The sequence below is a fragment of the Halomonas mongoliensis genome (genome assembly GCF_052496345.1).
Genome location: NZ_CP199288.1, coordinates 351,916 through 365,389 on the forward strand (window position 1 = coordinate 351,916; position 13,474 = coordinate 365,389).

Below are 13,474 nucleotides of genomic sequence, written 5' to 3' on the forward strand. Positions count from 1 at the left end.
GGGACGGCGCTCAGTCGGCGCCGTTGACGATAAAGCTCTGCTCGAAGCCGGCCCGGCGCAGCTCGCCTCGCAGCGGCTCCACCTGATCGGCGCTGGCCAGGGGCCCCACCTGGACGCGGTGGGTGCCGGCCGATGCGGCCACCCGTACCGGCCGGGAGAGCTCCGCCTCCAGGCGCGACTGCAGCGCCCGGGCGCTCTCGGCGGAGCCCAGGGCGGCGATCTGCAGGTAGATGGGGCTGCCGTCAGCCGGGCGGCCATCCGCGGGGCTGCCGTCAGCCGGGCGGCCATCCGCGGGGCTGGCGGCGGCAGGGCTGGCCGGCACCGCGGCGACCTGGCCAGCCGCCTGGCGGGCCGGCGGCGCCACCGGGGCGGCGCCGTTGCGGGCGCGGCCTTCGGCGCCACCATTCTCCGCCAGCCACTGCTCGACGTCGATCGCCTCTACCTTCACCCGGCCGGTGCCGCGATCGAGGATATCCAGACGCGCCGCGGCGGCATAGGAGAGGTCGATCTCGCGGTCGTTGTGGAAGGGGCCGCGGTCATTGACCCGCACGATCACCGAGCGGCCATTCTCCAGGCTGGTGACGCGCACGAAGCTGGGCAGCGGCAGCGAGCGGTGGGCGGCGGTCATCTTGTACATGTCGTAGATCTCGCCATTGGAGGTCGCGTAGCCGTGGAACTTCTCGCCGTACCAGGACGCCGTGCCCTGGCGGGCGTAGCCCCGGGCATCGGGCAGCACGCTGTAGGTCTTGCCCCACACCTCGTAGGTCGAGCGGTTGCCCCCCCGGGAGAGCGGCTCCAGCCGCGGCACCGCATCCGGCACCCGGCTGACATCCGGCGGCGCCACCGGGTAGGCATCGCCGGACATGGCATAGCGTCCACCGCTGGACGATGGCGCGGCGGCCGCCTGGCTGCCGCCCTCGGCGGGGGTGGAGGGCGCCTGACCGCCGCCGCCGGCACAGCCCGCCAGCAGCAGCACCAGCCCCAGGGACCACAGCCGGGTTGTCATGAGCGCTCCTCCGAATCGACGCTTACCGCCTCGAGCCAGTGGGCATCCAGGGCGCGGGCCTCGGCGATGGCCTCGGCCAGCTCGGTGACCGCCATGGCGTAGAGGTGGCTGTGGTTGTAGCGGGTGATCACGTAGAAGTTGTGGTCGCCGAGCACGTAGCGCCAGTTGCCCTCGCCATCTTCCAGGGAGACCGGCAGCAGCGGCCGGTCCGCTTCTATGTCATCGGGCACCCTGAGCCCGGCCTCGGCCACGGCACTCGCCGACACCCCCGGCGGGCGCGCCGCCCGGTTGAAGTCGATAGCCTCCGGGGGGATCTCCGGCCCCGTGGCGTCGTGATAGATGGGTTCGCCGCCCCGCCAGCCGTGCTCGGCAAAGTAGTTGCCCACGCTGCCGATGGCATCCACCGGATTGGTCCAGAGGTCACGAATGCCGTCACCGTCGAAATCCACGGCATAGGCCCGATAGCTGGTAGGAATGAACTGCGGATAGCCCATCGCGCCGGCATAGGAGCCCTTGAGGGCCCCGGGCTCGACGCCCTGCTCGTGGGTGATCTCGAGGAAGGCGGCCAGCTCGCCGCGAAAGAAGCTGCCGCGGCTGGGGTGGTGAAAGGCCAGGGTCGCCAGGGAGTCGATCACCCGGTGGCGCCCGGTAAAGCGGCCATAGCTGGTCTCGACCCCGATGATGGCGGCGATCACCTCGGCCGGCACGCCGAACTCGGCCTCGGCGCGCTCGAAGGCATCGCGATGCACCTCGAGGAAGGTCACCCCGCGGTGGATACGCTCGGGCTGCAGGAAGATCTCGCGGTACTCGTCCCAGCGCAGCCGGCGCTCCGCCGCGCCGGCCATGGCGTCGAGCACGCCCTGCTGGAAGTCGGCACTGCGCATGGCCGCTTCGAGCCACTCCCGCTCGATGCCCCGCTCGGCAAGCTCTGCTACCAGCTGGCGGGTCTCGTCATGGGTGCGCGGGTCGAAGTCCGCCGCCAGGGCGCCCAGCGACGCCCCGAACGCGACCAGCCCCACCAGCACTCGCTTTCCATGGTTGCCAATCCGCATCTTGCGCTCTCCCTGATCCGGCATTCGGCGCGGCCCGCTGGCGCTAGCGCGGCAGCAGACGGCGGTGTGCATGAATGGCCATGAGAATACCGAAACCCGCCATCAAGGTCACGCTGGAGGTACCGCCATAGCTGACCAGCGGCAGGGGCACCCCCACCACCGGCAGGATGCCGCTGACCATGCCCACGTTGACGAAGACATAGATGAAGAAGGTCAGGATGATGCTGCCCGCCACCAGGCGCCCGAAGGTCTCCTGGGCGCCGGCAGCCAACCAGAGGCCGCGACTGATGATGGCCAGGTAGAGCGCCAGGATGGCCAGCATGCCCACCAGGCCGAACTCCTCGCCGAGCACGGCGACGATGAAGTCGGTGTGGCGCTCGGGCAGGAACTCCAGCTGCGACTGGGTCCCCTGCAGCCACCCCTTGCCGAATACCCCGCCGCTGCCGATGGCGGTGGTGGACTGGATGATGTTCCAGCCCGAGCCCAGGGGGTCGCTGTTAGGGTCCAGGAAGGTCAGCACCCGCTGGCGCTGATAGTTGTGCAGGTTCATCCACAGCAGCGGCAGTGCCGCCGCGGCGAGCGCCGCCAGGGCCGCGATGAAGCGCCAGGAGAGCCCCGCCAGCAGCACCACGAAGATCGCCGCGGAGGCCACCAGCAGGGAAGTGCCCAGGTCGGGCTGCTTGGCGATCAGCGCCACCGGCAGGCCGACCAGCAGACCGCACACCGCGATATCGCGCAGCGTTGGCGGCAGCGCCCGCCGACTGAGATAGGCCGCCACCATCAGCGGCATGGCCAGCTTCATCATCTCCGAGGGCTGGAAGCGAATCACCCCGGGAATCACCAGCCAGCGCTTGGCCCCCATGCCCACATCTCCCACCAGCTCCACCGCCACCAGCAGCAGCACCCCCAGGGCATAGACCGGCAGCGCCCAGCGCAGCAGGGTCGAGGGCGAGAGCTGGGCGAGCAGGAACATCACCACCAGGGCCACGCCGAAGCGGATGGCCTGGGCGATCACCGGCTCGATGCGCTGGCCGCTGGCGCTGTAGAGCACCATAAGCCCCGCCGCCATCAGCGCCAGCAGCATGCCCAGCAGCCAGGGGTCCAGGTGCAGCCGCTCCCAGAGGCTGCGCCGCCGGGAGATGCCGCTGGCCGGAGGGCGCACCGGGTAGGGGCGCAGGATACGCGAGAGGTCGATCATGCCCATGGTCAGTTCCCCGCTACCTGGCTGTCATCATCCGCCATCGCCTCGCGCAGCTCCTCCACGTCGGGCTCCCTGTCCTTGAGCAGCCAGGCATCGCTCATGGCCCGAGCCAGATGCGCCGCGTGGGTGCTGCCGCCGCCGGCGTTCTCGACGATCACCGATACCGCGATCTGCGGGTCCTCGGTGGGGGCAAAGGCCATGAAGAGCGCATGGTCGCGCAGCCGCTCGGCCAGCTCCTCGGCGTTATAGCGCTGGTCCTGGCCCAGGGAGAAGACCTGGGCGGTGCCGGACTTGCCGGCCATGCGGTACTCGAGTCCGACCCCGGTGCGTCGCGCCGTGCCCTCGTGGCCGGTGAGCACCTTCTCCATGCCGGAGAAGATGCGATCCCACCAGGCATCATGGGGAATCTCGATGTCCGACGGGGTGTCGGCGAGCCGTGCCGGCAGCTCCTCATCACCGATACGGCTGGCCAGGCGCGGCTTGACCCACTCGCCGCGATTGGCCAGCACCGCGGTGGCGGTGGCCAGCTGCAGCGGGGTGACCTGCCAGTAGCCCTGGCCGATTCCCACCGAGAGGGTCTCTCCCGGGTACCAGGGCTGATTGAAGCGCCCCCGCTTCCACTCCCGGGAGGGCATCAGGGCGGTGCTTTCACCGAAGATGTCGTGCCCCACGCGCTTCCCGAAGCCGAAGGCGCTCATCGTCTCGTGAATGCGGTCGATCCCCAGGTCGTGGGCCAGGGCGTAGTAGTAGGTGTTGTTGGAAACGGCAATGGAGCGCTCCATGTCGACGCGACCGTGGCCCCAGCGCAGCCAGTTGCGGTAGCGGCGGGTATCGTTGGGCAGCTGGTAGAAGCCGGGGTCGTTGATGGTCCGATCCGGCGTGATCACCCCCTCGGCGAGTCCCGCCAGGGCCAGGAAGGGCTTGATGGTGGAGCCGGGAGGATAGTGGCCGCGGATGGCACGGTTGTAGAGCGGCAGGTCCAGGTTCTCCTGCAGCGCCCGGTAGGAGGCCACGTCGATGCCGGTCACGAACTGGTTGCTGTCGAAGCCGGGCGTGGAGACCATGGCCAGGATCTCGCCGGTGCGGGGCGCGATGGCCACGATGGAGCCGCGTCGCCCGTCGAGCAGCTCATAGGCCAGCTTCTGCAACTGCTTGTCGAGGGTCAGGGTGATGTTCTGGCCGGGCACCGGGTCGGTACGCCCCAGCTCGCGCAGCACCCGGCCCCGGGCGTTGGTCTCCACCTTGCGCAGCCCCGCCTGACCGTGCAGCTGGTCCTCGTAGAAGCGCTCCACGCCGGTCTTGCCGATGAAGTGGGTGCCGGCATAGCGGCCCGTGTCCAGGTTGGCCAGCTCCTCGGCGTTGATGCGGCCCACATAGCCCAGGGCGTGGGCCATCACCTCGGCGTCCGGATAGTAGCGCAGCAGCTGGGCCTCCACCTCGACCCCCGGCAGCAGGTGGCGGTTGACCGACAGCCGAGCGATCTGCTCCTCATCGAGGTCGCTCATCAGCAGCGCCGGCTGGAAGGGGCGCTGACGCTGGCGAGAGCGAACCCGAAAGGCCTCGGCCTCCTCCTCCGGCAGCTCGAGGAGCTCCACCAGCAGCCCCAGGGTGGCATCCAGGTCATCGACCCGCTCGCGTACCAGGGTCAGGTTGTAGGTGGGACGATTCTCCGCCAGCAGCACGCCGTTGCGGTCATAGATGAGGCCCCGGGTCGGCGGCAGCGGCTCCACCCGCACCCGATTCTTCTCGGAGCGGGTGCTGTAGACCTCATGCTGCACCACCTGTAGCCAGGCCAGCCGCCCCATCAGCACGCCGGTGAGGGCGAAGACGAGCACCACGGCGAGCAGCGCTCGCACGCGGAAGATGCGCAGCTCCTGCTCGGGGCTCTTGAGGTTGTCGCGATTCTTGCGCATGGCACTCCCGGCCGCAGGGCGGCCCGGTCAGCGGTGGTAGGGGTGGCCCACCATCAGTGTCCAGGCGCGGTAGAGCTGCTCGGCAAGCAGGATCCGCACCAGCGGATGGGGCAGGGTCAGGGGCGAGAGGGACCAGCGCTGGTCGGCCGAGGCCGAGAGGCCCGCTTCCAGGCCGTCGGGGCCGCCCACCAGCAGCACCACGTCACGCCCCTCCAGGCGCCAGCCTTCGGCCTGCTCGGCCAGCTGCTCGGTGCTCCAGGGCTTGCCCCCCACCTCCAGGGCCACGACGTGCTCGTCACCGCGCAGGCGAGCGCGAATGCGCTCGGCCTCCTGGGCCATGGCCCGGGGAATGTCGGCATTCTTGCCGCGCTGGCCGGGGGCGATCTCCTCCACCTCCAGGGCAAAGTCCCGCGGCAGCCGCTTGCGGTACTCCTCGACGCCCTGGGTTACCCAGGCGGGCATGCGGGTGCCCACGGCGAGCAGGCGTACCCTCATGCGCCGTGGGCCTCACCCTCGCTGCGCTCGAGGTCGCTGGGCAAGTCGGCCCAGAGGCGCTCGAGGTCATAGAGCTGACGGGTCTCCGGCAGCATGACGTGAACCACCACGTCGCCGAGGTCCACCAGCACCCAGTCGGCACCGTTCTCGCCCTCCACGCCCAGTGGCTGGATGCCGGCCTCCTTGGCCTTCTGCACCACGCTTGAGGCCAGGGCGGCCACGTGCCGGGAAGAGGTGCCGCTGGCGATGATCATCTGGTCGGTCACGCTGGTCAGCTTGGAGACATCCAGCTGGGCGATGTCCTTGGCCTTGAGGTCCTCCAGGGCGTCCACCACCAGCGTCTTGAGTGCGTCGATATGCATAGGGTCTTCTGTCAGGCTGTCGTTGAACGACCATTGTACCGGGTTGACCGCCCGCTGGCAGCGCTCGTTCCCGGGCTTTTCCAGCGGGCTTGCCAAGGGAGCGGCTCAGGCGCGATAGAGGGCGTGCTCCAGCAGGTAATGCTCCACCGCTTCAGGCAGCAGGTAGCGCACGCTCCTGCCCTCGGCCAGGCGACGGCGCACCTCGGTGGCGGAGATCGCCATGCGCGACGGCAGCGAGAGGCGCAGCAGGCCGCCGGCGGGGCGCGCCATCAGCGCCTCGCCGTCGCCGACCTCCCGCCCGTCGATCAGCGCCCGGAGCTCGGCGGGCAGCGCCGCCTCGAAGTCGGGACGGTCCACCACCACCAGGTGGGCCAGGGCGAAGAGCCGCTCGGGGTCGCGCCACTCGGCCAGGCGCAGGAAGGCGTCATGCCCCAGGGCCATCACCAGGCGCGCCTCGCCGCCATACTCCCGGCGCAGGGAGGCCAGAGTATCGGCGCTCCAGGAAGGGCCCTCCCGCTGGAGCTCCCGGGGATCGGCGACCAGCCCCGGGGTGTCGCCGATACCCAGGCGCAGCAGGGCCAGGCGCTGCTCGGGTGCCACCCTGGGCTCGCCGCGCAGGGGCGGCACGCTGGCCGGCACCATGTGCACCCGGTCCAGCGCCAGGGCCTCGCGCAGCTCGACGGCGCTGCGCAGGTGGCCCAGGTGCACCGGGTCGAAGGTGCCGCCGAGCATGGCGATCCGCGCCGGCCGGGGCGGATCCGCCACACCCGCCGGCAGCGGCAGGAGCGCCTCCTCACTCACTGGCGGATCTGACCATCGCCGAGGACCACGTACTTGCGGGTGGTCAGCCCCTCGAGGCCCACCGGGCCGCGGGCGTGGAGCTTGTCGGTGGAGATGCCGATCTCGGCGCCCAGGCCATACTCGAAGCCGTCCGCGAAGCGCGTGGAGGCGTTGACCATCACCGAGCTGGAGTCCACCTCGGCCATGAAGCGCCGCGCCAGGGCGTAATCCTCGGTGATGATGGCATCGGTATGGTGGGAGCCGTAGCGCTCGATATGGGTGACGGCGGCGTCGATGCCCTCCACCACCCGCAGCGCCAGCACCGGGGCCAGGTATTCGGCGCCCCAGTCCTCCTCGCTGGCCGCGGCGATGCCGGGCAGCAGCGCCCGGGTGCGCTCGCAGCCGCGCAGCTCCACGCCGTGCTCGGCATAGGCCGCCGCCAGGCGCGGCAGCAGCGCCTCGGCCACCGGGGCGTCCAGCAGCAGGGTCTCCATGGTGTTGCAGGTGCCGTAGCGGTGGGTCTTGGCATTGACGGCGATGGCGAAAGCCTTGTCGAGGTCGGCGGTGGCGTCCACGTAGACGTGGCAGACGCCGTCCAGATGCTTGATCACCGGCACCCGGGCCTCCCGGGAGATGCGCTCGATCAGCGACTTGCCGCCGCGGGGAATGATCACATCCACGTACTCGGGCATGGCGATCAGCCGCCCCACGGCGGCGCGGTCGGTAGTGGCGACCACCTGGACCGCCGCCTCGGGCAGGCCGGCATCGAGCAGGCCGGCACGAATGCAGGCGGCGATGGCGGCGTTGGAGTCCCGCGCCTCGCTGCCGCCGCGCAGGATGGCGGCATTGCCGGACTTGAGGCAGAGGCTGGCCGCCTCCAGGGTGACGTTGGGGCGCGACTCGTAGATGATGCCGATCACGCCCAGCGGCACGCGCATCTGGCCCACCTGGATACCGCTCGGCCGATAGCGCAAGCTGTCGATCTCACCGACCGGGTCCGGCAGTGCGGCGACCTGCTCGAGCCCCTCGAGCATGGCGTCGAAGCGACCGGGCGTCAGCTCGAGGCGGTCGAGCAGCGCCGCATCGAGGCCGCCGTCGCGGCCCCGGGCCAGGTCGCGGGCATTGGCCGCCAGCACCTCGTCCCGGGCCGCCTCGAGGCGCTTCGCCATGGCCAGCAGCGCGGCATTCTTGGGGCCGGTGGGGGTGCGACGCATCACGGTGGCGGCGGCGCGAGCCGCTTCGCCCAGGCGCTCCATGTAGGCTTCGACGTCGCGGATCGCCTCGTCGGAGGAAGTGACTTGTGCTGACATGCCGAAAGGGGTCTCCTGTGGGCGTGGCCAGATGGCCCGGCCACGGCGTTATACTGACGCGGCACCCGGCCACGCTATCCGCAAAGGGAGTCATAGTAAGCCACCATGCAGAGCAAGTACAAAGTCGGCCTGCTGCGCCTGAACCTGCTGCTCGCGGCCCTGCTGTCGGCGCTGATGGCCCCGGCCTCGACCAGCCTCACCGAGGCCCTGCTGCTGTGGTTGGCCGCCGGCTGGCTCGCCGTCTCCGCCCTCCTGGTAGAGTTCAGCCACCGGCGTCCGGGCCTGGTGCCCTGGCAGCTGCTGCCCAGCCTGCTGCTCACCGCCCTGCTGTTTACCGCTCCGGAACGCTTCCCCCTCTGGCTGTGGGCCTGGGCAGCGCTGGTGATGCTCCCCCAGCCGGCCTGGATGTCGGGGCTCAACCTGCTGCTGGCTGCCCTGAGCTGGGGCTGGCTGGCCCAGGACATGCCGCCGCCGCTGGCGCTGCTTTCCGGCATCCTGCTCGGCGCCCTGCTCCTGCTCGGCCTGCTGCGCTCCCGGGACCTGGCGCCGCTGCGGGGCGCGGCCAGGCGGCGAGTTCACCTGGTGCCAGGCATGCGCCTCTGGCCCCGGGCCCAGCTCGGCCGCGACCTGGCCCGGGAGCGGGCCCGAGCGCAGCGGGACGGCGTTCACGGCGAGCTGCTGCTGCTGCGCACCGGGCGGCGCCGCTTCTGGCCCCAGGCTCAGCGGCTCTGCGAACTGACCCGGCGCTTCGAGCCCTGCTACCGGCTGGACAGCCGCACCCTGGCAGCCCTTCTGCTCTCGCCCGATGCCGAGCAGGCCGAACGGCGCCGGGCCGAGCTGCTCGCCCGACTGGGGCCCGTCAAGCGCCTGCGGACCACGCCGCTCTCCCTGGTCGTGTCGGTGAGCGATGAGTGCCGCGCCCTGGAGCGGGAGGCCGGCCATGGCTGAGAGCTCCCTCACCCGCACCCATGCCCTGCTCTATGCGCTCGCCGCCCTGCTGCTGCTCGGCCAGGCGGGCTGGCACTACCTGACCGGCGAGTATGGCCGCATCCTGCTGCCGGCCATGCTGACGCCGGTGGTGCTCACCGCCGCCCTGATGCGACTGGGCCAGCCCGAGACCGCGCGGCTCTCGGCCTACCTGGTCCTGGTGGCCGGCTATCTGCTGGTGGCCATGGAGCTGCCGGGCCCCTCCTCGCTGACTCCCTTCTGGCTGGGCCTGCCCCCTGTGCTGACCCTGCTGCTGCTGCCGCTGGGGTCGGCCATGCTGCTCAACCTCACCCTGGCCCCGGTCTGGCTGCTGCTGGCCGATGCCTGGCTGACCCCCGACCTGGCGCTGGGCTACCTGGCCCTGGTGGTGGTCGCCGGCCTGGCGCCCTGGGAGATCCTGCACCAGCGCGCCCTGCTCCAGGCCACCGACCCCATGGATGAGGAGTGCGACGCCATGCGCCCCAGCGCCATGCATGACCGCCTGCACAGCGAGTGCGAGCGCGCCGCCCTGCTGGACCAGCGCCTGGCGGTGCTGCTGATTCACCTGCCCCAGCTGGAGATGGCCAGGGAGCAGTTCGGCAGCGGCGCGCACCGGGCCCTGCTCAAGGCGCTCTGCGACACCGCGGCGCGCTGCAGCCGCGACCATGACCTGCTCGGTCGCGAGGGCCCCGCCGATTTCTGGCTGCTGCTCCCCGACACCAGCGAGAGCGGCGCCCTGCTCGTGCGCCAGCGCCTGGAGGAGGCGCTGGCGCGTCGAATCCTGCTGGATACCGGCCAGCTGGAGACGCGCCTGACCGTCTGCTGCCTGCGCCAGGGGGAGGAGGCCGATGCCTTTCTCCAGCGCCTCCAGGCCACGACCCAGCGCAACGCCACATCCTGACCGCCCCCGACACGGAGTCCCCCTTGAACCTTGCCGATGCCCTCTATCAGCTGACGCCCTCGCCTACGCTCCTGCTGCTGATCATCGCCGCCATCGCCCTGGTGGAGTCGCTGGCGCTGATCGGCCTGCTGGTGCCCGGCGTGGTGCTGATCACCGCGGCCGCCTCCCTGGCCGGCCACCAGGAGCTGGCGCTGCCGGCCATCATGCTGGCGGCCTTCGTTGGCGCCGTGGTCGGCGACTGGATCAGCTTCTGGCTCGGGTATACCCAGCACGCCCGAGTGACCCGGCTCTGGCCGCTGTCGCGCCACCCCGAATGGATCGCTCGGGGGGCACGCTTCTTCCAGCGCTACGGCACCCTGTCGGTGTTCTTCGGCCGCTTCGTCGGCCCTGTACGCCCGGTGGTGCCGCTGATCGCCGGCATGCTGCGGATGTCGCCCCGGGCCTTCTCCTGGGCCAACCTCGCCTCGGCGCTGCTCTGGGCGCCCGCCTATGTGCTCCCCGGCTACCTGCTGGGACGCACCTGGCAGCAGCTCTTCGACGTGCCGCCAGAAATGCAGGCGGCCCTGGTCGCCCTGGCCATCCTGCTGGTGGCCCTGGCGGTGGTGTTCTCCTGGCTGCGCCAGCAGGTCAGCCGCAGCGGGCGACTCTATCGGCTGCTGGCCCTGGGTGCCCGCCGCCACCCGGTGATGCGGCGCCTGTGGCTGGCCGGTAGCGCCACCGGGCGCGGCGAGCTGCCCCTGGCCTGCTGGCTGCTGCTGGTGCTGGCCCTGGGCGGCGTCTCGGGATGGACCCTGCTGATCATGCAGCAGGGGGCCAGCGGCCCGCTGCCCATGGACGCCACCCTGCACGACCTCTTCGCCTCCCTGACCGCCCCCTGGCTGCAGGCCCTGGGGCAGACGCTGGCCCGGGTGGGAGACACCTATGGCGTGGTGGCCCTGGTGCTCCCCTGGGGGGTCTGGCTGCTGTGGCGGCGGCGCCTGGACGCCTTCCTGCATATCGGCGGCGGGCTTGGCCTGATTGCCCTGCTCAACACCTGGGGCAAGGCCTTCTTCGACCGCCCCCGGCCCGGCACGCCTGACTACCTGACCGGCTCCATGGCCTACCCCAGCGCCCACAGCTCCACCGCCGTGGTGCTGGCCGGGCTCGCCGCGGCCTTCATCGCCCGGGAGCTGCCCCATCACCAGCGCCACTGGGTCTACTGGGGCGCCATTCTCTTCGCCGTGCCCATGGCGCTGTCACGCCTGGTGATCGGCGTGCACTGGTTCAGCGACCTGGTGGGAGGCGCCCTGCTGGGGCTGGTGGTCTGCGCCCTGGTGCAGCTGGCCTGGCAGGCCAGGCCGCGGGCACCGCTGGCCCCCTGCCCGGCCTGGTGGCTCGGCGGCGCCTCCCTCGTGCTGGTCGCCGCCCGCATCGCCTGGCTGCCGCCGGTCTAGGGCTCTCCCCAGCGGGGCATCAGGCGATGCTCGATACCAAGCTGGTTGAGGATGCGGGCGACGATGAAGTCGACCAGGTCGTTGATGGTGGCGGGCTGGTGATAGAAGCCCGGGGCCGCGGGCAGCATTACCGCGCCCAGCCGGGTCAAGTTCAGCATGTGCTCCAGATGGATGGCCGAGAGCGGCGTCTCGCGCAGCACCATCACCAGCTGGCGGCGCTCCTTGAGGGCCACGTCGGCGGCGCGCTCGATGAGGTTGTTGCTGGCCCCGGTGGCCACCGCCGAGAGGGTGCCGGTGGAGCAGGGACAGATCACCATGGACGAGGGCGCCCCCGAGCCCGAGGCCACCGGCGCCATCCACTCCTCGCGACCGAAGCAGCGAATCTGCCCGGGGCGCGCGCCGCTGCGCTGGGCCAGCGCCTCGGCGAGCCGCTCGGGGCGCGCCGGCAGGTCGACGTCGGTCTCGGTGGCGATCACCAGATGAGCCGCCTTGGAGATCATCACCCACACCTCGCGCTCGGCGGCCACCAGGGCCTCGATCAGGCGCAGACCGTACTGGGCCCCGGAGGCGCCGGTGAGCGCCACCGTGACCGGGGGACCGAACGCCTGTGCTGCTAGATCACTCACCATGCGCCTCCTTCAGAGCAGCCAAGAGCTTGTCGTGAATGCCACCAAAGCCGCCGTTGGACATCACCACGATACGATCATAGGGGCGCGCCTCGGCCACCAGGGCCGCCACCAGGGCCTCCAGCGCCTGCTCCAGGCGAGCCGGCACCGGACTGGCGGCCATGACCGGCTCGAGGGACCAGTCGAGGCCCGGGGGCTGGTACCAGAAGGCCAGATCGGCACAGGCGACGCTCTCGGCCAGGCTCTCGCGCAGGGTGCCCAGGCGCATGGTGTTGGAGCGCGGCTCGATCACCGCCAGCAGGCGGCCCCGGGCGGTGGCGGCGCGCAGCCCGGCCAGGGTCGCGGCGATGGCGGTGGGGTGGTGGGCAAAGTCGTCGATCACCTGGATGCCGGCCACCTCGCCGCGCAGCTCCTGGCGCCGCCGGGGGGTCTCGAAGCGCGACAGCGCCGCCGCCCCCCGGGCGAGATCCACCCCGCAGGCGTGGGCGGCGGCCAGGGCCGCCAGGGCGTTGCGGGCGTTGTAGGCCCCGGTCAGGGGCCAGTCCACCACGGCGTCCTCGTCGACGTTCCCCTCCTGGTGGATCACCCGGAAGCGGGAGGCGTCCTCGCGCTCGAGCTCGAGGCGCCAGGGGCTCTCTGCCGCCTCGCCGAAGCGCACCGTCGGCGTCCAGGCCCCCAGGGCCAGCACCCGCTCGAGGGCCGGCTCGCCGTCGGCCACCAGCAGGCGTCCGCGCCCCGGTACGGTGCGCACCAGGTGGTGGAACTGCCGCTCGATGGCGGCCAGATCTTCGAAGATGTCCGCGTGATCGAACTCGAGGTTGCCGAGGATGGCGATCTCGGGGCGGTAGTGAACGAACTTGGAGCGCTTGTCGAAGAAGGCGGTGTCGTACTCGTCGGCCTCCACCACGAAGGGGGCGTCCGGCGCCCCGAGCCGGGCGGAGACGCCGAAATTGCGCGGCACGCCGCCGATCAGAAAGCCCGGCGCGAGCCCCGCGGACTCCAGCAGCCAGGCGACGAGACTCGCCGTGGTGGTCTTGCCGTGGGTGCCGGCCACGGCGATCACCCGCCGCCCGGGGAGCACCTGCTCGGCCAGCCACTGGGGGCCGGAGACGTAGGGCAGGCCCAGGTCGAGCACCGCCTCCACCTCCGGGTTGCCCCGGGAGAGCGCGTTACCGATCACCACCAGGTCGGGACGGGGCTCGAGATTGGCCGGCGCATAGCCCTCGCACAGCGCGATGCCCGCCTCCTCCAGCTGGGTGCTCATGGGCGGGTAGACTCCCGCATCCGAGCCGCTGACGGTATGGCCCAGCTCCCGGGCCAGCAGCGCCAGGCTACCCATGAAGGTGCCACAGATACCGAGAATATGGACGTGCATGCGCTCTCCTGACTGCCAAGGGGTACCGCGGTCTCCCGTCGCGCTGGACCGCGA

At 71.2% G+C, this 13,474-nt stretch carries 13 protein-coding genes; 3 read left to right on the plus strand and 10 right to left on the minus strand.

Features of this window, described 5'->3' with window-relative positions:
* Nucleotides 1–10 precede the first annotated feature (10 nt).
* The 8 genes from ACRYRV_RS01605 to ACRYRV_RS01640 form a co-directional block, all read right to left on the minus strand.
* The gene (locus tag ACRYRV_RS01605; protein WP_444984169.1) at nt 11–1,006 is read right to left on the minus strand and encodes a septal ring lytic transglycosylase RlpA family protein; all 996 of its coding nucleotides are present in this window, start codon (nt 1,004–1,006) and stop codon (nt 11–13) included.
* Nucleotides 1,003–2,058 (minus strand): lytic murein transglycosylase B, encoded by a 1,056-nt coding sequence (gene mltB / locus ACRYRV_RS01610; protein WP_253451110.1) that lies wholly within the window; start codon nt 2,056–2,058, stop codon nt 1,003–1,005. Before mltB ends, ACRYRV_RS01605 begins: the two co-directional genes overlap by 4 nt.
* A gap of 43 nt (nt 2,059–2,101) precedes the next feature.
* Entirely contained in the window at nt 2,102–3,262 is a 1,161-nt protein-coding gene (rodA, locus tag ACRYRV_RS01615; RefSeq protein WP_253451107.1) for a rod shape-determining protein RodA, read from the minus strand.
* Between the two features lie 2 nt (nt 3,263–3,264).
* Nucleotides 3,265–5,172 (minus strand): penicillin-binding protein 2, encoded by a 1,908-nt coding sequence (mrdA, locus tag ACRYRV_RS01620; RefSeq protein ID WP_444984168.1) that lies wholly within the window; start codon nt 5,170–5,172, stop codon nt 3,265–3,267.
* 27 nt (nt 5,173–5,199) lie between these two features.
* On the minus strand, nt 5,200–5,667 hold the full coding sequence (gene rlmH, locus ACRYRV_RS01625) for a 23S rRNA (pseudouridine(1915)-N(3))-methyltransferase RlmH (RefSeq protein ID WP_309635786.1): 468 nt from the start codon (nt 5,665–5,667) through the stop codon (nt 5,200–5,202).
* The gene (gene rsfS, locus ACRYRV_RS01630) at nt 5,664–6,029 is read right to left on the minus strand and encodes a ribosome silencing factor (protein ID WP_253451098.1); all 366 of its coding nucleotides are present in this window, start codon (nt 6,027–6,029) and stop codon (nt 5,664–5,666) included. Before rsfS ends, rlmH begins: the two co-directional genes overlap by 4 nt.
* Before the next feature lie 105 nt (nt 6,030–6,134).
* Complete coding sequence (nadD, locus tag ACRYRV_RS01635; protein WP_253452070.1) at nt 6,135–6,761, minus strand: nicotinate-nucleotide adenylyltransferase; 627 nt, start codon at nt 6,759–6,761, stop codon at nt 6,135–6,137.
* A 65-nt stretch (nt 6,762–6,826) separates the two neighbouring features.
* Complete coding sequence (locus tag ACRYRV_RS01640) at nt 6,827–8,119, minus strand: glutamate-5-semialdehyde dehydrogenase (RefSeq protein ID WP_253451095.1); 1,293 nt, start codon at nt 8,117–8,119, stop codon at nt 6,827–6,829.
* Nucleotides 8,120–8,224: 105 nt separating this feature from the next.
* Here ACRYRV_RS01640 and ACRYRV_RS01645 point away from each other — a divergent pair, with 105 nt between their 5' ends.
* The 3 genes from ACRYRV_RS01645 to ACRYRV_RS01655 are packed head-to-tail and all read left to right on the plus strand — an operon-like array spanning nt 8,225 to nt 11,419.
* Nucleotides 8,225–9,067, plus strand: a complete 843-nt coding sequence (locus ACRYRV_RS01645) for a hypothetical protein (protein WP_309635785.1) — start codon at nt 8,225–8,227, stop codon at nt 9,065–9,067.
* Entirely contained in the window at nt 9,060–9,986 is a 927-nt protein-coding gene (locus tag ACRYRV_RS01650) for a diguanylate cyclase domain-containing protein (protein WP_309635784.1), read from the plus strand. Before ACRYRV_RS01645 ends, ACRYRV_RS01650 begins: the two co-directional genes overlap by 8 nt.
* A gap of 23 nt (nt 9,987–10,009) precedes the next feature.
* On the plus strand, nt 10,010–11,419 hold the full coding sequence (locus ACRYRV_RS01655) for a bifunctional DedA family/phosphatase PAP2 family protein (protein WP_444984167.1): 1,410 nt from the start codon (nt 10,010–10,012) through the stop codon (nt 11,417–11,419).
* On the opposite strand, the gene ACRYRV_RS01660 is transcribed toward ACRYRV_RS01655, so the two are convergent.
* Nucleotides 11,416–12,045 carry a flavin prenyltransferase UbiX gene (locus ACRYRV_RS01660; protein ID WP_444989157.1) on the minus strand — a complete coding sequence of 210 codons (630 nt, stop codon included), beginning with the start codon at nt 12,043–12,045 and terminating at the stop codon, nt 11,416–11,418. The genes ACRYRV_RS01655 and ACRYRV_RS01660 overlap by 4 nt on opposite strands.
* Nucleotides 12,038–13,420 (minus strand): UDP-N-acetylmuramate:L-alanyl-gamma-D-glutamyl-meso-diaminopimelate ligase, encoded by a 1,383-nt coding sequence (gene mpl, locus ACRYRV_RS01665; RefSeq protein WP_444984165.1) that lies wholly within the window; start codon nt 13,418–13,420, stop codon nt 12,038–12,040. Before mpl ends, ACRYRV_RS01660 begins: the two co-directional genes overlap by 8 nt.
* Between the last annotated feature and the right edge of the window lie 54 nt (nt 13,421–13,474).